This window comes from Streptococcus sp. CL5.50, assembly GCF_049738015.1.
Lineage (GTDB): Bacteria > Bacillota > Bacilli > Lactobacillales > Streptococcaceae > Streptococcus > Streptococcus mitis_CA.
The window spans coordinates 67,965-89,643 of record NZ_JBKOTR010000003.1 but is presented as its reverse complement, the minus strand read 5'-3'; the positions used below and the strand labels follow the sequence as shown (position 1 = coordinate 89,643).

At 41.2% G+C, this 21,679-nt stretch carries 24 protein-coding genes; 16 read left to right on the top strand and 8 right to left on the bottom strand.

Translation table 11 applies throughout. The annotated features are described in order from the left end of the window. Nucleotides 1-6: 6 nt before the first annotated feature. The 3 genes from ACLNCV_RS02840 to ACLNCV_RS02830 are packed head-to-tail and all read right to left on the bottom strand — an operon-like array spanning nt 7 to nt 2,083. Entirely contained in the window at nt 7-765 is a 759-nt protein-coding gene (locus ACLNCV_RS02840; protein ID WP_424844838.1) for an amino acid ABC transporter ATP-binding protein, read from the bottom strand. Next, complete coding sequence (locus ACLNCV_RS02835) at nt 766-1,443, bottom strand: amino acid ABC transporter permease (protein WP_238096342.1); 678 nt, start codon at nt 1,441-1,443, stop codon at nt 766-768. Further along, on the bottom strand, nt 1,403-2,083 hold the full coding sequence (locus ACLNCV_RS02830; RefSeq protein ID WP_238096341.1) for an amino acid ABC transporter permease: 681 nt from the start codon (nt 2,081-2,083) through the stop codon (nt 1,403-1,405). Before ACLNCV_RS02830 ends, ACLNCV_RS02835 begins: the two co-directional genes overlap by 41 nt. Before the next feature lie 215 nt (nt 2,084-2,298). Here ACLNCV_RS02830 and lctO point away from each other — a divergent pair, with 215 nt between their 5' ends. The 6 genes from lctO (at nt 2,299) to ACLNCV_RS02800 (ending at nt 9,027) form a co-directional block, all read left to right on the top strand. After that, entirely contained in the window at nt 2,299-3,435 is a 1,137-nt protein-coding gene (gene lctO / locus ACLNCV_RS02825; protein ID WP_049524544.1) for an L-lactate oxidase, read from the top strand. A 167-nt stretch (nt 3,436-3,602) separates the two neighbouring features. Then, nucleotides 3,603-3,998, top strand: a complete 396-nt coding sequence (locus ACLNCV_RS02820; RefSeq protein ID WP_424844837.1) for a CopY/TcrY family copper transport repressor — start codon at nt 3,603-3,605, stop codon at nt 3,996-3,998. A gap of 10 nt (nt 3,999-4,008) precedes the next feature. After that, nucleotides 4,009-4,380, top strand: coding sequence for a cupredoxin domain-containing protein (locus tag ACLNCV_RS02815; protein ID WP_049546478.1), 372 nt, complete (start codon nt 4,009-4,011; stop codon nt 4,378-4,380). Nucleotides 4,381-4,389: 9 nt separating this feature from the next. After that, nucleotides 4,390-6,633 carry a heavy metal translocating P-type ATPase gene (locus ACLNCV_RS02810; protein ID WP_424844836.1) on the top strand — a complete coding sequence of 748 codons (2,244 nt, stop codon included), beginning with the start codon at nt 4,390-4,392 and terminating at the stop codon, nt 6,631-6,633. A 212-nt stretch (nt 6,634-6,845) separates the two neighbouring features. Next, nucleotides 6,846-8,621 (top strand): pyruvate oxidase, encoded by a 1,776-nt coding sequence (gene spxB / locus ACLNCV_RS02805; protein WP_000191811.1) that lies wholly within the window; start codon nt 6,846-6,848, stop codon nt 8,619-8,621. 58 nt (nt 8,622-8,679) lie between these two features. Next, nucleotides 8,680-9,027 (top strand): VOC family protein, encoded by a 348-nt coding sequence (locus ACLNCV_RS02800; RefSeq protein ID WP_247936285.1) that lies wholly within the window; start codon nt 8,680-8,682, stop codon nt 9,025-9,027. 165 nt (nt 9,028-9,192) lie between these two features. On the opposite strand, the gene ACLNCV_RS02795 is transcribed toward ACLNCV_RS02800, so the two are convergent. Further along, on the bottom strand, nt 9,193-9,537 hold the full coding sequence (locus ACLNCV_RS02795; RefSeq protein WP_261150339.1) for a LapA family protein: 345 nt from the start codon (nt 9,535-9,537) through the stop codon (nt 9,193-9,195). A 326-nt stretch (nt 9,538-9,863) separates the two neighbouring features. Here ACLNCV_RS02795 and ACLNCV_RS02790 point away from each other — a divergent pair, with 326 nt between their 5' ends. Further along, a complete protein-coding gene (locus ACLNCV_RS02790) occupies nt 9,864-10,124 on the top strand; it encodes a SemiSWEET family transporter (RefSeq protein ID WP_001291471.1) in 261 nt (86 codons plus the stop codon). Between the two features lie 258 nt (nt 10,125-10,382). Continuing rightward, entirely contained in the window at nt 10,383-11,327 is a 945-nt protein-coding gene (manA, locus tag ACLNCV_RS02785; protein WP_261125966.1) for a mannose-6-phosphate isomerase, class I, read from the top strand. 40 nt (nt 11,328-11,367) lie between these two features. Here the strand turns inward: manA and ACLNCV_RS02780 are convergent, their stop codons facing one another. Then, on the bottom strand, nt 11,368-12,708 hold the full coding sequence (locus ACLNCV_RS02780) for a sodium-dependent transporter (RefSeq protein WP_261125968.1): 1,341 nt from the start codon (nt 12,706-12,708) through the stop codon (nt 11,368-11,370). A gap of 340 nt (nt 12,709-13,048) precedes the next feature. On the opposite strand from ACLNCV_RS02780, the gene ACLNCV_RS02775 reads away from it, so the two are divergent. Next, on the top strand, nt 13,049-13,789 hold the full coding sequence (locus ACLNCV_RS02775; protein WP_261125970.1) for a MerR family transcriptional regulator: 741 nt from the start codon (nt 13,049-13,051) through the stop codon (nt 13,787-13,789). A 106-nt stretch (nt 13,790-13,895) separates the two neighbouring features. On the opposite strand, the gene ACLNCV_RS02770 is transcribed toward ACLNCV_RS02775, so the two are convergent. The 3 genes from ACLNCV_RS02770 to ACLNCV_RS02760 are packed head-to-tail and all read right to left on the bottom strand — an operon-like array spanning nt 13,896 to nt 16,450. After that, nucleotides 13,896-14,351 carry an 8-oxo-dGTP diphosphatase gene (locus ACLNCV_RS02770; RefSeq protein ID WP_261125971.1) on the bottom strand — a complete coding sequence of 152 codons (456 nt, stop codon included), beginning with the start codon at nt 14,349-14,351 and terminating at the stop codon, nt 13,896-13,898. 19 nt (nt 14,352-14,370) lie between these two features. After that, nucleotides 14,371-15,546 (bottom strand): NAD(P)/FAD-dependent oxidoreductase, encoded by a 1,176-nt coding sequence (locus tag ACLNCV_RS02765; RefSeq protein WP_261125972.1) that lies wholly within the window; start codon nt 15,544-15,546, stop codon nt 14,371-14,373. A 58-nt stretch (nt 15,547-15,604) separates the two neighbouring features. Beyond that, a complete protein-coding gene (locus tag ACLNCV_RS02760; RefSeq protein ID WP_261015905.1) occupies nt 15,605-16,450 on the bottom strand; it encodes a DegV family protein in 846 nt (281 codons plus the stop codon). Between the two features lie 124 nt (nt 16,451-16,574). On the opposite strand from ACLNCV_RS02760, the gene ACLNCV_RS02755 reads away from it, so the two are divergent. From ACLNCV_RS02755 to ACLNCV_RS02725, 7 genes are all read left to right on the top strand, one after another. After that, nucleotides 16,575-17,132, top strand: coding sequence for a TetR/AcrR family transcriptional regulator (locus ACLNCV_RS02755; protein ID WP_000004136.1), 558 nt, complete (start codon nt 16,575-16,577; stop codon nt 17,130-17,132). An 18-nt stretch (nt 17,133-17,150) separates the two neighbouring features. Then, nucleotides 17,151-17,618, top strand: a complete 468-nt coding sequence (locus ACLNCV_RS02750; RefSeq protein WP_261015904.1) for a cytidine/deoxycytidylate deaminase family protein — start codon at nt 17,151-17,153, stop codon at nt 17,616-17,618. 88 nt (nt 17,619-17,706) lie between these two features. After that, the gene (upp, locus tag ACLNCV_RS02745; protein WP_000515974.1) at nt 17,707-18,336 is read left to right on the top strand and encodes a uracil phosphoribosyltransferase; all 630 of its coding nucleotides are present in this window, start codon (nt 17,707-17,709) and stop codon (nt 18,334-18,336) included. Nucleotides 18,337-18,508: 172 nt separating this feature from the next. Then, nucleotides 18,509-19,099 (top strand): ATP-dependent Clp protease proteolytic subunit ClpP, encoded by a 591-nt coding sequence (gene clpP / locus ACLNCV_RS02740; protein WP_125393905.1) that lies wholly within the window; start codon nt 18,509-18,511, stop codon nt 19,097-19,099. A 78-nt stretch (nt 19,100-19,177) separates the two neighbouring features. Further along, on the top strand, nt 19,178-19,465 hold the full coding sequence (locus ACLNCV_RS02735; RefSeq protein ID WP_125393903.1) for a YlbG family protein: 288 nt from the start codon (nt 19,178-19,180) through the stop codon (nt 19,463-19,465). Between the two features lie 65 nt (nt 19,466-19,530). Then, nucleotides 19,531-20,691: an ABC transporter substrate-binding protein gene (locus ACLNCV_RS02730; RefSeq protein ID WP_045611943.1), complete on the top strand. Its 1,161-nt coding sequence runs from the start codon at nt 19,531-19,533 to the stop codon at nt 20,689-20,691. A gap of 115 nt (nt 20,692-20,806) precedes the next feature. Continuing rightward, nucleotides 20,807-21,676: a branched-chain amino acid ABC transporter permease gene (locus tag ACLNCV_RS02725; protein WP_000941421.1), complete on the top strand. Its 870-nt coding sequence runs from the start codon at nt 20,807-20,809 to the stop codon at nt 21,674-21,676. Nucleotides 21,677-21,679: the final 3 nt, after the last annotated feature.

Sequence of the window (21,679 nt, the reverse complement as noted above, 5' to 3'; positions counted from 1 at the left end):
TCTCCTTTATAGATATGAGCCAAATTGGCTAAAGTCAAAGACGTTTAAAAATTCCTGTGCTCGTTTGGTTTGAGGATTGGTAAAGAAGGCTTGAGCTGTTCCTTCTTCAGCGATTTTCCCTTGGTCGAGGAAGATAATCCGATCGGCAATGGCTTGAGCAAACTGCATTTCATGGGTTACTAAAATCATGGTGCGACCTTCTTGAGCTAAATCATTGATCAGTTCCAGCACCTCACGCACCATTTCTGGATCCAGCGAAGCCGTCACTTCGTCAAAGAGGATAATTTCTGGATGCATGAGGAGGGCACGGACAATTGCAACCCGTTGCTTCTGTCCACCAGATAATTGACGCGCAAAGCTATGTTGTTTATCCAACAATCCGACACGTTCCAGTAGTTGCAGAGCTTCTTCTGTTACTTCCTTCTTGTCTCTTCCCTGAGCCTTGATAGGGCCTAGGATGAGGTTTTGTAAGACATCCAGATGGGGAAAGAGTTCATAACTTTGAAAGACCATGCCAATCTTTTGACGAACGAGGTGAAAGTCTTTCTGATTGCTAATAATGGACTGGCCATCTAGAAGAATATCTCCACCTTGAATATTTTCTAAACCATTGAGGCAACGAAGGAGGGTACTTTTCCCACAACCAGATGGCCCTAGGATGACCACAACTTCCCCTTTTTTGATATCTAGAGATAGACCTTGGAGGATGGGATTGTCTCCGAAGGATTTTTTTAGTTCCTTGATTTCTAAAATAGTTTCAGACATTTAGTTCCTCCAATGTTTTTCTAAGTGAGTTGATAGTTTGGAAATAGGAAAGCAGACTGCAAAATACAAGACCAGAATGGTTCCATAAATCCAAAAGGAAGCGGTTGGGATAGTTAAGCGATTGCTATCGATGATTTGCTGTCCAACCTTGGTCACTTCAACAACCCCAATCAAAACGACTAAGGAAGTGGTTTTGATCATCCGAGTGACAAGATTGATGGCTTGTGGAAGTAATCTTCTCAAGACCTGTGGGATGATGATGTGGTAGTAAAGTTGAACATTGGTCAAACCTAGCGCCTGTCCACTTTCAAACTGATGCTTAGGGAGGGAAGTGATGGCTCCACGAACCAAGTCCCCCATTTCAGCTGTTCCCCAAAGGGTAAAAACGATAATAGCAGAAGTCTCTCCAGAGATATTGATATTAAAGTTTCGAGCCAAACCGAAATAAACGATGAAGAGTAGCACCAGCTGGGGCATGATACGGATAAATTCCAGATACAATCGTGTTAAAGATCGTACGATTCTAGAATGGGAGGTCATGATGATTCCCATGACTGTTCCGAATATCATGGACAAAAGGACAGACAGGATAGAAATCCCAATCGTAACGCCCAATCCCTGTAAAATCCGCAGGAGATTATTTCCCTGAAAGAGTACTTGGATTCCCGAATCCTGCATGGCGGAGCCTCCTTTCTATCCAGCTAAAGATCAGTGAGATAGGTAGTAGCATGATCAGATAAGCAATTACCAACATGGCTAACGCAATGTCTGTCTCATAGTAGAGCCCAATCAAGTCCTTGGCGACGTACATGAGGTCGGCCAAAGCCACTGCTGAGAAAACAGAAGTTTCCTTGATGAGGAAAATGACATTGGCACTAAAAGACGGTAGGGCCACCGCTGTTGCTTGCGGAAGAACCACATAGCGAAAGACCTGTACAGGTGTTAGACCGATGGCTAATCCAATCTCATGCTGGGTTTGACTGACAGCTTCCAGTCCGCTTCGGAAAGATTCTGCCATGTAGGAACCTCCTAAAAAGACTAATCCCAGAGTAGCACAGACTTCCGAAGATAGGACAATCCCTATTCGGGGAAGTCCGAAGTAGAGAAAGAAGAGTTGAATCAAAAGGGGCGTGTTGCGTGACAATTCAATGTAGGCTGTCGCTATTTGCGCCAAAACAGGGATGCGGTAATGCCGGATGATACTAACGATTAAACCGAGCAGAAAGGATCCCAGAATTCCCCAAACTGCAATATGCAAGGTTAGGAGAAAAGCCTTTTGATATAGTGGTAGATATTGTTCAACAATGGACCAATCCAAAAATAGAACCTCCCATCTAGAAATAATACAGTTATTGTAGCACTTAAAAGCTCCTTTGGATAATATCTATTTTTTATTGCCGTAATAAGGATTTTTTATCATAGACATAAAATTTCTGAAATTTCCAAACAAAATATTTGAAAAGTTTTGAAAAAAGAGTTAAGATATTTTTGTAACATACAAAGTAAACGCTTACTTATTAAGGAGGGCATTTTATGTCATACAAAACAAGCAATGCAGAAGGTCATGTAGACTTCATCAATACCTATGATTTGGAGCCAATGGCACAACAAGTTATTCCTAAAGCAGCATTTGGCTATATCGCTAGTGGGGCGGAGGATACTTTCACTTTACGTGAGAATATTCGTGCCTTTAACCACAAACTCATCGTTCCTCATACACTCTGCAATGTAGAAAATCCAAGTACAGAGATTGAATTTGCAGGCGAAAAATTGTCTTCACCAATCATTATGGCACCTGTTGCAGCTCATAAATTGGCAAATGAACAGGGTGAAGTGGCGACTGCGCGTGGTGTGCATGAGTTTGGTTCTCTTTACACAACTAGCTCTTACTCTACTGTCGATCTTCCAGAAATTACGGAAGCCCTTCAAGGGACACCTCATTGGTTCCAATTTTACTTTAGTAAGGATGACGGTATCAACCGCCATATCATGGACCGTGTGAAGGCTGAAGGTTATAAAGCGATTGTCTTGACAGCAGATGCGACTGTAGGGGGCAATCGTGAGGTTGATAAGCGTAATGGATTTGTCTTCCCAGTTGGCATGCCGATTGTTGAAGAATATCTGCCAGAAGGTGCTGGAAAATCAATGGACTTTGTTTACAAATCAGCTAAACAACGCTTGTCTCCACGTGATGTAGAATTTATCGCTGAATACTCAGGACTTCCTGTTTATGTCAAGGGACCACAATGCCGTGAGGATGTTGAACGTTCACTTGCTGCAGGTGCATCTGGTATCTGGGTAACAAACCACGGTGGACGCCAAATTGATGGTGGACCAGCAGCCTTTGATTCACTTCAAGAAGTAGCTGAAGCGGTTGACAAACGCGTGCCAATTGTCTTTGACTCAGGTGTTCGTCGTGGTCAACACGTCTTTAAAGCCTTGGCCTCAGGAGCAGACTTGGTAGCTATTGGCCGCCCTGTCATCTATGGTTTGGCCCTCGGTGGTAGTGTCGGTGTGCGTCAAGTCTTTGAACACTTGAATGCGGAATTGAAGACAGTCATGCAGTTGTCTGGAACTCAGACTATTGAAGATGTCAAACACTTCAAACTCCGTCACAACCCATACAACCCAACCTTCCCAGTTGACCCACGCGACTTAAAATTGTATTGATAAAACAGCTTGCCTCCACTTGATGTGGAGGTTTTTCTTGTGTTTTAATCACTTTTGGCATGAAGATTAAAAAAAGAGAAAGATTCGATTTTCATAGTTGACAAATGTAGATTTTTGAAGTATACTAATAACTGTAATTGACAAATGTAGATTTTGGAGGTGTGATTATGCAGATTTCAGATGCAGAATGGCAGGTCATGAAGATTATTTGGATGCAAGGGGAACAGACCAGTACGGATTTAATCAAGGTTCTAGCGGAGCGGTTCGACTGGTCCAAGTCAACCATTCAAACTCTTTTGGCTCGTTTGGTTGAGAAAGAGTGTTTGACTCGGAAAAAAGAAGGCAAGTCTTTTGTTTATTCAGCACTTTTAACTTTGGACCAAAGTCGGGATTTACTTGTCCAAGATATCAAAGACAAGGTTTGTTCCCGTAGGATTAAGAACTTGCTGGCTGATTTGATTGCTGAATGTGATTTTACTCAGGCTGACTTGGAAGACTTGGAAGCTGTGATTTCTGAGAAGAAGTCAAGCGCTGTAACAGAAGTAAAATGTAATTGTATGTAAAGGAGACGTCATGTTAAATAGTATTGTAACCATTGTTTGTATTACCCTTATCGCCTTTATCTTGTTTTGGTTTTTCAAAAAGCCTGAAAAATCTGGACAAAAAGCCCAGCAAAAAAACGGCTACCAAGAGATTCGAGTGGAGGTCATGGGTGGCTATACGCCTGAGTTGATTATCCTCAAGAAATCAGTGCCAGCCCGCATTGTCTTTGACCGCAAGGACCCTTCACCCTGTCTGGACCAAATTGTTTTTCCAGATTTTGGTGTACATGCGGACCTGCCTATGGGGGAAGAGTATATAGTGGAAATCACGCCTGAGCAGGCTGGAGAGTATGGTTTCTCTTGTGGCATGAATATGATGCACGGTAAGATGATTGTAGAATAGGAGAATGATATGACTGAAATTGTAAAAGCAAGTCTTGAAAATGGTGTTCAAAAAATCCGTATCACGGCAGACAAAGGCTACCATCCAGCTCATATACAGCTTCAAAAAGGGATTCCAGCTGAGATTACCTTTCATCGTACTACTCCTTCAAACTGTTATAAGGAAATTCTTTTTGAAGAAGAAGGCATCTTAGAACCAATCGGCGTAGATGAGGAGAAAGTCATTCGTTTTACACCTCAAGAATTGGGTCAACATGAATTTTCTTGTGGCATGAAGATGCAAAAGGGGAGTTATACCGTAGTTGAGAAGACCCGAAAATCTCTATCACTTTTACAGCGTTTTTGGATTACTAGTATCTTTACTGTGCCTCTTGTGATTCTCATGATTGGAATGTCGACAGGAGGAATTAGTCACCAAGTCATGCGTTGGGGCACCTTTTTAGCCACAACACCGATTATGCTAGTAGCAGGTGGTCCTTATATCCAAAGTGCTTGGGCTAGTTTTAAAAAGCACAATGCCAACATGGATACCTTGGTTGCTCTGGGAACCCTAGTGGCCTATTTCTATAGCTTAGTTGCCCTCTTCGCTGGCCTCCCCGTTTACTTTGAAAGTGCTGCATTTATCTTCTTCTTCGTTCTTATGGGAGCCGTTTTTGAGGAGAAAATGCGGAAAAATACTTCCCAAGCTGTGGAGAAATTACTTGACTTGCAGGCTAAAACTGCAGAAGTCTTGCGTGAGGATAACTATGTTCAAGTCCCTTTGGAGCAAGTCAAGGTAGGTGACCTGATTCGAGTGCGTCCCGGTGAAAAGATTGCGGTTGATGGTGTCGTAGTAGAAGGTATCTCTAGTATTGATGAGTCTATGGTGACAGGTGAGAGTCTGCCTGTGGACAAGACAGTTGGAGATACCGTCATTGGTTCAACCATCAATAATAGTGGAACACTTGTTTTTAGAGCAGAAAAAGTTGGTTCAGAGACTGTTTTGGCTCAGATTGTGGATTTTGTGAAGAAAGCTCAAACCAGTCGTGCGCCGATTCAGGACTTGACGGATAAAATTTCAGGGATTTTTGTACCAGCAGTTGTCATTTTAGGGATTGTGACCTTTTGGGTTTGGTTCGTCTTGCTCAGGGATAGTGTAGTTGTGCTTGGAGCGAGCTTTGTGTCTTCGCTTCTCTATGGAGTAGCAGTTCTGATTATTGCCTGCCCTTGTGCCTTGGGACTTGCAACACCGACAGCCCTTATGGTGGGGACAGGTCGCAGTGCCAAGATGGGAGTTCTCCTCAAAAATGGAACGGTTCTACAGGAAATCCAGAAAGTCCAAACTATCGTCTTTGATAAGACCGGGACTTTGACGGAAGGGAAACCTGTGGTCACAGATATCATCGGCAACGAAGTAGAAGTGCTTGGATTGGCAGCTTCCTTGGAAGAAGCTTCTCAACACCCACTGGCTGAAGCCGTTGTGAAACGAGCGAGTGAAGCTGGACTTGAGTTTCACACTGTTGAAAATTTCCAAGCCTTGCACGGAAAAGGTGTCTCAGGGCAAATCAATGGGAAACAAGTTTTGCTTGGAAATGCTAAAATGCTGGATGGCATGAACATTTCTAGCACTTATCAAGAAAAACTAGAAGAACTGGAAAAAGAAGCTAAGACAGTTGTGTTCTTGGCTGTTGAGAATGAAATCAAAGGCTTGCTTGCCCTGCAAGATATTCCTAAGGAAAATGCTAAGCTTGCCATCAGTCAGTTGAAAAAACGAGGTCTTAAAACAGTCATGCTGACAGGAGACAATGCAGGTGTGGCGCGTGCTATTGCCGATCAAATCGGAATCGAAGAGGTCATTGCAGGTGTCTTACCAGAAGAAAAAGCCCATGAAATCCATAAACTACAAGCGACTGGAAAAGTAGCCTTTGTTGGTGATGGTATCAATGACGCTCCTGCCCTTAGTGTAGCAGATGTGGGGATTGCTATGGGAGCTGGAACAGATATTGCCATCGAGTCAGCAGATTTGGTGTTGACAACTAATAACCTCCTAGGAGTGGTTCGTGCTTTTGACATGAGTAAGAAAACCTTTAATCGAATTCTGCTCAATCTTTTCTGGGCCTTTATCTACAATGTCGCCGGAATTCCGATTGCAGCAGGAGTCTTTTCTGGTGTTGGACTGGCCCTCAATCCAGAACTGGCAGGTCTAGCTATGGCCTTTAGTTCTGTATCCGTTCTGACTAGTTCACTCTTACTAAACTTTAGTAAAATAGACTAAAAGCGGGCTTGCTCGCTTTTTTATTATAAAACAGAAACTAAAAACGTTTTCAAACTGTACTGTAATAGAGAATAAAAACTTCTGAGCAGATTCTTAGTAAAGTCAAAATAAATGTGATAAATTAGTATTGTAAAAATTTACTGAAACGTTTTCAAAAACTATATGAAACCTTTTTTAGTAGATTTAAAAATATTTGAAGGAGAGTTATCATTATGACTCAAGGGAAAATTACTGCATCTGCAGCAATGCTTAATGTATTGAAAACATGGGGCGTAGACACAATCTACGGTATCCCATCAGGAACACTCAGCTCATTGATGGATGCTTTGGCTGAAGACAAAGATATCCGCTTCTTGCAAGTTCGCCACGAAGAAACAGGTGCTCTTGCAGCGGTTATGCAAGCTAAATTCGGCGGCTCAATCGGGGTTGCAGTTGGTTCAGGTGGTCCAGGTGCGACTCACTTGATTAACGGTGTTTACGATGCAGCTATGGATAACACTCCATTCCTAGCAATCCTTGGATCACGTCCAGTTAACGAACTCAACATGGATGCTTTCCAAGAATTGAACCAAAACCCAATGTACAACGGTATCGCTGTATACAACAAACGTGTAGCTTACGCTGAGCAATTGCCAAAAGTAATTGACGAAGCTTGCCGTGCTGCAGTTTCTAAAAAAGGTCCAGCTGTTGTTGAAATCCCAGTAAACTTCGGTTTCCAAGAAATCGACGAAAACTCATACTATGGATCAGGTTCATACGAGCGTTCATTCATCGCTCCTGCTTTGAACGAAGTTGAAATCGACAAAGCTGTTGAAATCTTGAACAATGCTGAACGTCCAGTTATTTATGCTGGTTACGGTGGTGTTAAAGCTGGTGAAGTGATCACTGAATTGTCACGTAAAATCAAAGCACCAATCATCACAACTGGTAAAAACTTTGAAGCTTTCGAATGGAACTATGAAGGTTTGACAGGTTCTGCTTACCGTGTTGGTTGGAAACCAGCCAACGAAGTGGTCTTTGAAGCAGACACAGTTCTTTTCCTTGGTTCAAACTTCCCATTTGCTGAAGTTTATGAAGCATTCAAGAACACTGAAAAATTCATCCAAGTTGATATTGACCCTTACAAACTTGGTAAACGTCACGCCCTTGACGCTTCAATCCTTGGTGACGCAGGTCAAGCAGCGAAAGCAATCCTTGACAAAGTGAATCCAGTTGAATCTACTCCATGGTGGCGTGCAAACGTTAAGAACAACCAAAACTGGCGTGATTACATGAACAAACTCGAAGGTAAAACTGAGGGTGAATTGCAATTGTATCAAGTTTACAATGCAATCAACAAACATGCTGATCAAGACGCTATCTACTCAATCGACGTAGGTGACACTACTCAAACATCTACTCGTCACCTTCACATGACACCTAAGAACATGTGGCGTACATCTCCACTCTTTGCGACAATGGGTATTGCCCTTCCTGGTGGTATCGCTGCTAAGAAAGACAATCCAGATCGCCAAGTATGGAACATCATGGGTGACGGTGCATTCAACATGTGCTACCCAGACGTTATCACAAACGTTCAATACGACCTTCCAGTTATCAACGTTGTCTTCTCAAATGGTAAATATGCCTTCATCAAGGACAAATACGAAGACACAAACAAACACTTGTTTGGTTGTGACTTCCCTAATGCTGACTATGCGAAAATCGCTGAAGCTCAAGGAGCTGTTGGATTTACAGTTGACCGTATCGAAGACATCGATGCAGTTGTTGCAGAAGCTGTTAAATTGAGCAAAGAAGGTAAAACTGTTGTTATCGATGCTCGCATCACTGAACACCGTCCACTTCCAGTAGAAGTACTTGAATTGGATCCAAAACTTCACTCAGAAGAAGCAATCAAAGCTTTCAAGGAAAAATACGAAGCAGAAGAACTCGTACCATTCCGTCTCTTCTTGGAAGAAGAAGGTTTGCAATCACGCGCAATTAAATAATTTCTTCGTGGAACTTAAAAAGATCGGAGCAATCCGGTCTTTTTATGGAGGATAGTGAATGAATTTAAATCAATTAGATATTATCGTTTCAGATGTTCCCCAAGTCTGTGATGACTTGGAGCGTATTTTGGATAAAAAGTCCGATTATGTTGATGACAGTTTTGCTCAGTTTACGATTGGCAGTCACTGTCTGATGTTGTCCCAAAATCATTTGATTCCTTTGGAAGATTTTCAGTCAGGAATCATTCTTCATATCGAGGTTGAGGATGTAGACCAGAATTACCAACGGTTGAAAGAACTTGGTATCCAGGTTTTAAACGGACCAACTGTAACCGATTGGGGAACAGAGTCCTTATTAGTTAAAGGGCCTGCTGGTCTAGTGATTGATTTTTATCGTATGAAGTAGGTAATTCTATTATCAAATTTTTTATCTAAACATTCTTGGAGTGAAACTTAAAAAGATCGGAGCAATTCGATCTTTTTTGTATTTATGCGACTTTCAGTCCGTCTCGCTCCGTTAGGTGCGAGACAAAAAACCACCCGTTTTCACGGGTGGTTATGATTTCTACACTTATTGTTTGGCTTCCTGTTTTAATTGTTGCACCTGTTCCTCGTACTGGACAAGCTCCCTGTCTTTCATATTGATAGTCGCTTCTGCTTCAGCAATGCGGCTTCTCAGATCTTGAGTCTTGTTATGGTGATAGCTAATACCAATAGCACTACCAGCAATGATCCCGATTACTAGACAAGTAAAAATCACCAAAATCAAGGGAGCAGATAGTTGTGTAAAGACAAGACTGACAGTTACTGTTTGACGATTGAGTAGACCAAATGAGATCACAATGACTAATAAGCTCAAACCGCCAATTAGATAAGCCTTATCTTTCAGTGACAATTCATTAAATTTTTTTAGCATAAGTTCCTTTTCTCCTGACTATGTTGATAGAAAACTACACACCATTTAGGTATTAACAAAATTCATTTTACTATAAAATTTCGATACTGTCAATAATTTCTAACGGCTTATTTACCATCAATCAATCGATTCATTGAAAAGGAGTATTCATTTTCTAATATTTGATTGAGTAAACAGAACGGAGCAATTCGGTCTTTTTTCTGTTCCCTCTTTCTTATAACAAGATTGTGATAGTTTATATCTTTATAACAAAAGTTTTAAAGACTTGATTGTTTTGAAAGAATATTTTAAAATAAGATTCAGTAAAAATGAAAGAGGTTTTGAAAATGTCTGAAAAACAAATGAAAATTTTAGGTTGGGTAGCGACCTTTATGTCTGTTATGATGTATGTGTCTTACTTCCCACAAATCATGAACAATCTGGCTGGTCAAAAAGGAAATTTCATCCAGCCCTTGGTTGCTGCCATCAACTGTAGTCTCTGGGTTTACTACGGTCTTTTCAAAAAAGAAAGAGATATCCCCCTTGCAGCAGCTAATGCACCAGGTATTATTTTTGGCCTTGTGACGGCTATTACAGCTTTGATTTAAAAAGAAGACTGGTTTCAGTTTTGTTCGTTTATGAAAATAGATGCTTCATTAAAGTAATTTTTGAATGAGAGTTGAGGGAAAAAGTCCAGTGACAGCTGGCTTTACGAGAGTCTTTTATGTTCGTCTCTATCAAAGAAAAAAGTATATCGTTACTATTTTTATAAAATCTTCTCCCTACTTTATAAGATGTGAAAAAGAGTTCAACTGGAACTCTTTTTTTGCTATAATGAGGGGAGAAAAATCAGACAGGAGAATATGATGTCAGAACCATTATTTTTACAATCAGTTATGCAAGAAAAAATTTGGGGTGGAACCAAGCTACGTGATGAGTTTGGCTACGACATCCCAAGTGAAAAAATCGGAGAATATTGGGCCATCTCAGCCCATCCAAATGGCGTTTCAAAGGTGGCCAATGGTCGTTTTGAGGGAACAGACCTTGCTACTTTGTATGCGGAACATCGTGAATTGTTTGGCAACCGTCCAGAGCCTGTATTTCCGCTTTTGACTAAGATTCTGGATGCTAACGACTGGCTCAGCGTTCAAGTTCACCCAGACGATGCTTATGGACTGGAGCATGAAGGCGAACTTGGAAAAACAGAATGCTGGTACATCATCGCTGCGGATGAAGGTTCAGAGATTATCTATGGTCACAATGCCAAGTCAAAAGAAGAACTCCGCCAGCAAATCGAGGACAAGAACTGGGATGCCTTATTGACAAAAGTTCCTGTAAAGGCTGGAGATTTCTTCTATGTACCAAGTGGCACCATGCACGCTATCGGGGCAGGCATCTTAATTCTTGAAACCCAGCAGTCTAGCGATACCACTTACCGTGTCTATGACTTTGACCGCAAGGATGATAATGGCAACTTGCGTGAACTTCACCTTGAAAAATCTATCGATGTCTTGAATATTGGAGAGCCTGCCAATAGCCGTTCTGTGACTATCAAAGCTGATGATTTGCGTTCGACCTTACTTGTTTCGAATGATTTCTTTGCAGTTTACAAGTGGGAAATAACTGGAAAAGTTGACTTTGAAAAGACAGCTGACTACAGTTTGTTTAGTGTCTTAGCTGGCCAAGGTCAACTGACTGTTGATGGGAAAAACTATCCAATCCAAAAAGGTAGCCACTTTATCCTACCAAGTGATGTTGAAGCTTGGACCTTGGAAGGGCAAGGTTTGGAATTGATTGTTAGCCATCCATAAAAAAGAAAGGGCCTGAGTTTACTACTCAAGTCCTTTTTAATTACATAAATTGGGCGATGAAGACAACGATGATGATGATTGGAATGATGAAACGAAGAAGGAAGAGCCAGACTTGGAACAGTCCCTGTTTCCATGCTGTTTCATCGAGATGGAGTTCCTCCATTGCAAGAGCCTTTTTAAAGATATAGCCTGTAAAAAGTGAAAGGCAGAGAGCTCCAAATGGCATGAGGAGGTTGGAAACCAAGAAGTCCATAGCATCAAAGAAGGTCTTACCAAAGATGTGAACATCCGCCATAACACCGTAAGAAAGGGCTGAAGGAATTCCAAAGACAAAGGTCAAAATTCCTAAAAAGGCACTCCACATGGCACGCTTGCTGTTGTCTTGGTTGGTGATATTGCCTACATTGATTTCCAGCATAACGACGGAAGAAGTGACTGTCGCAAAGAGGAAGAGCAAGAGGAAGAGGATGTAGAAAATGGTTCCAAAAGGCATCTTGTCAAAGAGTTGAGGCAAGACGATAAAGAGCAGGCTCGGTCCCCCTTCAGATTGTATATTGAAGGCTGACATGGCTGGGAAAATGGCTAGACCCGCCATGATAGATACTGAGATATTCATGGCTACGATGGAGATTCCTGATTGGACCAGATTGGTTTTCTTATCCAAATAAGAAGCATAGGTCAGCATAGCTGTAACCCCTAGTGAGAGGGCAAAGAAAGATTGTCCCAGAGCATAGAGGAGACCAGCACTGGTCAGTTTTGAAAAGTCTGGTTTGAGGAAGTAAAGAACCCCTTCCAAGGCATTTGGCAAACTGAGAGAGCGCCCAATGATGACAACAAAGATGATAAAGAGCAGGGGCATCATGACCTTAGAAGCTCTTTCAATCCCTTTTTGAACCCCACGTGATACAATAAAGATATTCAATAAGATAAAGACTGCTTGAGCTCCTAGGGCAATGGCTGGATTTGAAATGATTGAAGTAAATAACTGAGAATAATCCCCCGTTCCACCAATTTGGAACAATTTTCCAAACTCAATGCCTAGATAGACTAAAATCCAGCCCCCAATAACACTGTAAAACGATAAAAGGATAAAAAGGGCAAAGGCACCAATCCAACCGATAAAGTTGTACTTGCTATTCTTGCCCAGTTTTCCAAAGGTTTTGATAGCTGAGACACCAGCGCTTCGGCCGAGGGTAAATTCTGCAAGCAAAAGGGGGAAACCGATTAGAATAGTGGAAATGAGAAAGACAAGTAAAAAGCCTCCTCCACCATTAGCAGCAGTCATGTAGGGGAATTTCCAAACGGCTCCAAGTCCGATGGCTGAACCAGCAGACGCTAGGATAAAGCCCAGTTTAGAACCCCATTGAGATTTTTCAGACATAGTTAAACTCCTAAAATTAGTGTTACAAAAGAAAAAGCTACTGCCCTTGGCAAATAGCCTCATCAGTACTCAAAATGAGCCTTTCTTTTGATTGATAGACTTGACTATCCTATCATGTTTTCTAAGGTCTGTCAAGAAAACCATTTTCATGTTATGATAAAGTAAAAAATTTCGCAAAAACGCTTGACTCTGACCTAAGGGGAGGGGTTATACTATCAATGTAATACTCTTCGAAAATCAAATTCAAACCACGTCAGCGTCGCCTTACCGTACTCAAGTACAGCCTGCGGCTAGCTTCCTAGTTTGCTCTTTGATTTTCATTGAGTATAAGGAGGAAATCATGTACCATATAAAAGAAGCTGCGCAGCTTTCAGGTGTCTCTGTCAAGACCCTGCACCACTATGATAAGATAGGACTTTTGGTTCCTTTAAAGTCGGAAAACGGCTATCGAACCTACAGTCAGGAGGATTTGGAACGCCTTCAGGTCATTCTTTACTACAAATATCTAGGTTTTTCTTTAGAAAAAATAGCAGAGCTATTAAAGGAAGAAAGGACTGATTTATTGCCCCACTTGACTAGACAGTTGGACTATTTGACTCGAGAGAGGGAACATCTGGATACCTTGATTTCAACCTTGCAAAAAACCATTCAAGAACAAAAAGGAGAAAGAGAAATGAGCATTCAAGAGAAATTTGCTGGATTTAACTACCAAGACCATCAAAAATACCACCAAGAGGCGGTAGAGAAATATGGACAAGAAGTGATGGACCAAGCGCTCGAGCGCCAAAAAGGTCACGAAGATGAGGCTACGGCTACCTTCAACCAAGTCTTTCAAGCATTGGCACACAATCTTCAAGCTGGACTTCCTGTAACAGCAACCGAAAATCAAGAAGAAGCTGCTAAACTCTTGCAAGCCTTACGTACTTATGGATTTGATTGTACTATTGAAGTATTCGGTCATATTGGTAAAGGCTACGTCTATAACCCAGAGTTTAAGGAAAACATTGACAAATTTGGAATTGGAACAGCCCAGTACACATCAGATGTCATTGCTCTCTATGTAAGCACACAAACTCGATAAAACTCACAGACTAAGCTAGGACTGACAAAGCCAGTAACAGAATTTTAGTAGGAAGACTCAGACTTAGATAAGAAAAATCGGCGGAGTGATCTCTGCCGATTGACTGTTATTTGAGTTTGTAAGACCAGTCTTCTCCATCCTTGTAGTAAAAGAATTCACTGAGGTCCTCTTCGAGAAAAACACGAAGCATGTCAGACATATCCTCAGTAGCTAATTTTAGATGAGATAGATTTTCAAAATCTTCCCACCAGACTTTTCCTTCGTCTGAAGATTGGAGCTCACCAGTAAAGTTTTCTGTTTTGTAAAAGAGGACAACATAGCGATAATCTGAATCATCATACCAGTCTTTGATACCACAGAGTTGGGGTTTACAAACGGTCAGACCTGTTTCTTCTTTCACTTCACGAATGACAGCATCAACAAAGGACTCGCCACATTCAACATGGCCACCAGGAAAAGTAATGCCAGGCCAGTTAGAACTAACTCGGTCTTGAACTAGGACCTTGTCCCCATTTTTAATCAAGCACATGTTGACAAATTCGACTGATTCTCTTCTATTCATTTTTTACAACCTTTGATATTTAATCATAATGTAGACTTCCTGCAACCCAGCCGGTACAGAGGGCAGAAGTGATGTTAAAGCCACCTGTGTGGGCGTTAATATCCATGACCTCGCCTGCAAAGTGGAGTCCAGGAACCAGCTTACTTTCTAGAGTCTTAGGATTGATTTCCTTGAGACTGACGCCACCCTTGGTAACAAATGACTTAGCAAGAGACATTTTACCAGTTACAGGAATTTTGAGTGCTTTGATAGACTGGAGAAGTTGTTCGCGGTCCTTTTCAGTTAGTTGTTTGACTTTTTCTGGATATCCTTGTACAAAAAATTCTGCCAAACGCTCAGGTAATAAAGATTTTAAAGCATTTTTCAAGGATTTTTCCCGGTTTTCTTCTAGGAATGCAGCCAAGTCCTTCTCAGAAAGTTGAGGTAGAACATCCAGTGAAAGGACTTCTCCACCCTTTACAAAGCTAGACATACGTAGGGCAGCAGGACCTGACAAACCAAAGTGGGTAAAGAGCAAATCGTGAGTGATGACATGTTTACCATAGCTTAGGGTCACATCGTCTAGTGAAATCCCCTGAAGTGCTTTGTGTGGAAAATCCGTTAATAATGGACTTTCAGCTGCTTCTAGTTCGGTAATGGTATGTTTGAAATGGCGGGCAATCTCGTGACCAAAACCAGTCGAACCAGTAGAAGGATAGGATTTACCACCAGTTGTGACAATGAGTTTATCGCAAGTGAAGGTTTGATTAGTTGATTTAAGGACAAACTGATCATCTACTTTTTTAACAGAAACGATCTCTGTTTGAGTAGTAACTTGCCCACCGAGCTCAGTAATTTTCTTCTCCAAGGCTTCAATAATGGTACGAGACTTGTCACTAGCAGGAAAGACCCGTCCGTGGTCTTCGACCTTAAGTTTAACCCCATTTTCCGTAAAAAAGTTAATGATATCATGGTTATCAAACTGGGAGAAGACACTGTAGAGAAAGCGCCCATTTCCAGGGATTCCAGCTAGTAGGTCGTCTAGAGTTCCGTTGTTGGTTACATTGCAACGTCCCCCACCTGTCCCAGCTAATTTTTTGCCAAGTTTCCGATTTTTTTCGATGAGGAGGGTTTTCTGACCATAAAAGCTACTGGAAATTGTAGCCATCATGCCAGCAGGTCCTCCACCGATGACGATAGTATCAAAATGTTTCATAGCTCTATTGTACCACAAAAAAACAAGAGATGATGGTCACCTCTTGTCAAGAATGCAATTAATCAATTTCATACCCCATCAGCAAACCACCATCTTCTGCATAGAAACTGCAGAGACCAGAGGTTGGTAGAATCTTGATATTCGCTTGTGGGAAGGTCTCGCGAATTCGGTCTGAAAGCTGTTGGCAACATTTCTCGTTATTGCGTTGAGCCATGACAATACGGCCACCAGCATATCCAGCCTTGACTAATTCTTCATAGGCAGCTTGAACTGATTTCTTTGGTCCTCGTGCTTTTTGTAGCAATTCGAGAGTTCCAGTTTCACTAGCTTCTCCGACCATACGGATATTTAGAAGGCCAACGACCGTACCGATAAGCTTGCTCAAACGGCCGTTCTTCACCAAGTTATCGACTTTGGCTAGGACAAAAAGTAACTTGGTTTTTTCTTGATAGGCAGTGATAGCTTCAACCACTTCTTCAAAAGATAAGCCCTGGTCAATCAAGTCATTCAATTTTTCTACGAGCAAGTCAACTTCCCCACCAGCAGACAAACTATCAATTACATGAATTTTAGTATCAGGATGTTCTTCCAGATAAATATTCTTAGCTAGTTGAGCACTATTGTGACTGCCAGAAAGAGTACCAGTGATGGTTACTAGGAAAATGTTTTTGGCACCTTCAAATGCTCGCAAATAATCATCTGGGCTTGGACAAGCTGATTTTGAAGCTTCTGCAGTTGCATACATGGTTTCCATCATTTGGTCAATATCAAGACTGGCATCATCAACAAAAATCTGATCAGCTACTTGAATGGTTAAGGGAACACTTACAAAGGTCGTGTCAATAGCTGGTTTTGCCAGTTGACGATAATCACAACCAGAGTCAGCAATAATCTTCCAAGTCATAGAAATTCTCCATCTTTGTCAGTTATACATTGACAAAGGTTCTGTCTTTTTTTACAATTATATCATGAAAACCCTTGAAACAAAAGCCTTATCTGTCTGTTGTGACAAGTAGAAAGAAAATGTTATGTCTGAACGTAGAATCTCTGAAAAATCTCTTGAAAATCTCAGAAAATCAAACCAAGAATCCAATTTATTAACTAGAGAAGCCATCGAAACAGCCCTCTTGCAGCTCTTGGAAAAAAAGGACTTGACCAAGATTAGTATTTCTGAATTGGTCAAACGTGCAGGCGTTTCGCGTGCGGCTTTTTATCGCAATTATGATTCTAAAGAGGAGATTTTAGAAAGCGTCTTTAAACGAACTGTCCACAATATTATGGAACAGTTGCATCATTATGATTTAAAGACAGACCTTTATCTGGTCTGGGTTCACCTTTTCCGAGAAGCAAGAAAGGAAGCCAGAGTGATTCAATTGGCCTTAGATTACCATCTGGAAAAAATCTTTGTCCAAGCTATGCAGGAATTTCTAGAAAAATACCATGGAAAATCAAAAGGTGTCAGCTCTTATCTTCATTCCTTCTGGAGTTCGGCCATCGTCTCTGTCCTTCTAAAATGGATCAAGGATGGCATGAAGGTACCTGCTGAAAAGATTGCGGATTTACGGTTACCATTTTTTAAAAAATAGAGAAAAAGGAGAAGAGATATGACTGAAAAAAGACTAGCATGGGATGAGTATTTTGCAGCCCAAGCTCTACTAATTGCCAATCGTTCCACTTGTAAACGTGCCAAAGTGGGCGCAATTCTGGTAAAGGATAATAAGGTTATTTCAACTGGTTACAATGGTTCAGTGTCAGGAACCGAGCATTGTATTGACCACGAATGTCTGGTTATTGAAGGCCACTGTGTTCGAACTCTTCACGCTGAGGTCAATGCTGTCCTTCAAGGTGCAGAACGTGGTATTCCTAAAGGCTTTACAGCCTATGTGACCCATTTTCCTTGTCTGAACTGTACAAAACAATTGCTTCAGGTCGGCTGCAAGCGCGTGGTTTATATCAACCAGTACCGAATGGACGACTACGCCCAATACCTTTATCAAGAAAAGGGAACAGAATTGACTCATTTACCACTTGAGACAGTACAGGCCGCTCTTAAAGAAGCAGATCTAATGTAAAAATTATCAAAAATAAATGGTTTAGAAAGATTTTTAAACCGTTTTTTGGTATAATAAGAAGAATAAATTGAAAGAAGGAATTCCAAAAATGGGAAAAATTGAAGTTATTAATCATCCACTGATTCAACACAAATTGTCAATCTTGCGTCGTACAGATACTTCTACAAAAGCTTTTCGTGAGCTAGTAGATGAGATTGCAATGTTGATGGGGTATGAAGTACTTCGTGATCTTCCACTAGAAGATGTGGAAATCGAAACACCAATCACAAAAACAGTTCAAAAACAATTGGCAGGTAAGAAATTAGCCATCGTTCCAATCTTGCGTGCAGGTATCGGGATGGTCGATGGGCTCTTGAGCTTAGTTCCAGCTGCTAAAGTTGGCCACATTGGTATGTACCGTGATGAAGAAACGCTTCAACCAGTTGAGTACTTGGTGAAATTACCTGAAGATATTGACCAACGTCAAATTTTTGTGGTAGACCCAATGTTGGCAACAGGTGGATCAGCAATCTTGGCTGTTGACTCTCTTAAAAAACGTGGTGCATCAAATATCAAATTTGTCTGCCTTGTATCTGCTCCAGAAGGTGTTAAAGCCCTTCAAGAAGCTCATCCAGATGTAGAAATCTTTACAGCAGCCTTGGATGAACGCTTGAACGAACACGGTTATATCGTTCCAGGTCTTGGAGATGCTGGGGACCGCTTGTTCGGTACAAAATAAAATAAAAAAGAGATTGACTTGGAAAAGGATTTCCAGTCACGAAAGGAGGTTGAATTTTTGTTTCTGTCTAATGAAAACAGAGCAAAAATTTGACCTTTTTTGACCAAGATATTATAATAGTCTTATCTTCAGTCATTTGACCAACAAAATTAAAACTCAAAAGGAGAAATAAATGATTCCTGTAGTTATTGAACAAACAAGCCGTGGAGAACGTTCCTACGATATTTACTCACGTCTTCTTAAAGACCGCATCATTATGCTGACAGGTCCAGTTGAAGACAACATGGCTAACTCTGTTATTGCTCAGTTGCTTTTCTTGGATGCCCAAGATAGTACAAAAGATATTTACCTTTATGTCAATACACCTGGTGGTTCCGTTTCAGCTGGTTTGGCAATCGTTGATACCATGAACTTTATTAAGGCAGATGTCCAAACCATCGTTATGGGAATGGCCGCATCTATGGGGACGGTCATTGCATCAAGTGGAGCAAAAGGCAAACGTTTCATGCTTCCAAATGCTGAATACATGATCCATCAACCAATGGGTGGTACAGGTGGTGGTACTCAACAAACCGATATGGCGATTGCTGCAGAACACTTGCTCAAAACTCGTAACATCTTGGAAAAAATCTTGGCTGAAAATTCAGGTCAGTCAATCGAAAAAGTCCATGCAGATGCAGAACGTGATAACTGGATGAGTGCCCAAGAAACACTTGAATATGGCTTTGTTGATGAAATCATGGCCAACAATTCATTGAATTAATGATCAAAGAAGGCAAACTCGACTGGGTTTGCTTTTTTTGGTATAATAGGGAGAGATTTCTTAGAAAGAGGATTTACCATGTTTGAAAAAGTCAATCGATCTGGCTTGATTATCTATCTTTACTATAATCGTGATGCCAAAAAACTGCAGGATTATGGAGATATTACCTATCATTCCAAGAAACATCGTTACTTACAGCTTTATGTTCCAACTCAAGAAGTGGAGCAATTGGTCGGGCGCTTGAGCAAGGAAAAATTTATAAAAAAAGTCAGAGTTTGTCATATCCAAGAGCTGGAAACACCCTTTGTGGGCAATCTTTATCGAGAGGAAAACGTTATCATTGAAAAAAATCAAGAAAAGTGTTGACAATTTTCTGATAATTCGGTATATTCTTAACATGCTATTTATTTAAGAATAAGGAGACAAAAAAGATGAAGAAAAAATTTGCCCTATCGTTTGTGGCTCTTGCAAGTGTAGCACTTCTTGCAGCCTGTGGAGAAGTGAAGTCTGGAGCGTCAAACGCTGCTGGTAATTCAGTAGATGAAAAGACAATCAAAATCGGATTTAACTTCGAGGAAACTGGTGCCGTAGCAGCCTACGGAACATCTGAACAAAAAGGTGCCCAACTTGCTGTTGATGAAATCAATGCTGCTGGTGGTATCGATGGAAAACAAATCGAAGTAGTCGATAAAGATAACAAGTCTGAAACAGCAGAGGCTGCTTCAGTAACAACTAACCTTGTAACCCAATCTAAAGTATCAGCAATCGTAGGACCTGCGACATCTGGTGCAACTGCAGCTGCGGTAGCGAACGCTACAAAAGCAGGTGTTCCATTGATCTCACCAAGTGCGACTCAAGATGGATTGACTAAAGGTCAAGATTACCTCTTTATCGGAACTTTCCAAGATAGCTTCCAAGGAAAAATTATCTCAAACTATGTTTCTGATAAATTGCAAGCTAAGAAAGTTGTTCTTTACACTGACAATGCCAGCGACTATGCTAAAGGTATTGCCAAAGCCTTCCGTGAAGCTTACAAAGGTGAAATCGTTGCAGATGAGACTTTCGTAGCAGGTGACACAGACTTCCAAGCAGCCCTTACAAAAATGAAAGGGAAAGACTTTGATGCTATCATCGTCCCTGGTTACTACACTGAAGCTGGTAAAATTGTAAACCAAGCGCGTGGTATGGGAATTGACAAACCAATCGTTGGTGGTGATGGATTCAACGGTGAAGAGTTTGTGCAACAAGCAACTGCTGAAAAAGCATCAAACATCTACTTTATCTCAGGCTTCTCAACTACTGTAGAAGTTTCAGCTAAAGCAAAAGCTTTCCTTGATGCTTACCGTGCTAAGTACAACGAAGAGCCTTCAACATTTGCAGCCTTGGCTTATGACTCTGTTCACCTTGTAGCAAACGCAGCAAAAGGTGCTAAAAACTCTGGAGAAATCAAGGATAACCTTGCTAAAACAAAAGACTTTGAAGGTGTAACTGGTCAAACAAGCTTCGATGCAGATCACAACACAGTCAAAACTGCTTACATGATGACTATGAACAATGGTAAGGTTGAAGCAGCAGAAGTTGTAAAACCATAATAGAAAATGTTGAAATAGGGAATGAGACTCGGACTCACTCCCTGTTTCGATGTTTAAGAACCTATCAAAAAGTGAGGGAAAACCCTCGAAATTATAAATAGAAAGAGTGAATCTTATGCTCCAACAACTAGTAAATGGTTTGATTCTAGGTAGTGTTTATGCGCTGTTAGCCCTAGGATATACCATGGTTTACGGAATTATCAAGCTCATCAACTTCGCCCACGGTGATATTTATATGATGGGAGCCTTTATCGGTTATTTCTTGATTAATTCTTTCCAAATGAATTTCTTTGTAGCTCTTATTGTAGCTATGCTTGCGACAGCCATTCTTGGTGTCGTGATTGAGTTCCTTGCTTACCGACCTTTGCGTCACTCTACTCGTATTGCTGTTTTGATTACAGCTATTGGGGTTTCCTTCCTATTAGAGTATGGGATGGTCTATCTGGTTGGTGCTAATACTCGTGCCTTCCCTCAAGCGATTCAAACAGTTCGCTATGATTTGGGTCCAATTAGCCTAACAAACGTGCAGTTAATGATCTTAGCCATTTCCTTGATTTTGATGATTTTGTTACAAGTCATTGTCCAAAAGACCAAGATGGGGAAAGCCATGCGTGCAGTATCTGTAGATAGCGATGCAGCGCAATTGATGGGGATCAACGTAAACCGTACTATCAGCTTTACCTTCGCTTTGGGTTCAGCTCTTGCGGGTGCGGCTGGTGTTCTGATTGCCCTCTATTATAACTCTCTTGAGCCTTTGATGGGGGTTACTCCAGGACTTAAATCTTTCGTTGCTGCAGTACTTGGCGGTATCGGAATCATTCCTGGTGCGGCTCTTGGTGGCTTTGTAATTGGCTTATTGGAAACCTTTGCGACAGCCTTTGGGATGTCAGACTTCCGTGATGCCATTGTTTATGGAATCTTGTTGTTGATCTTGATTGTCCGCCCAGCTGGTATCCTTGGTAAAAATGTGAAAGAGAAGGTGTAAACG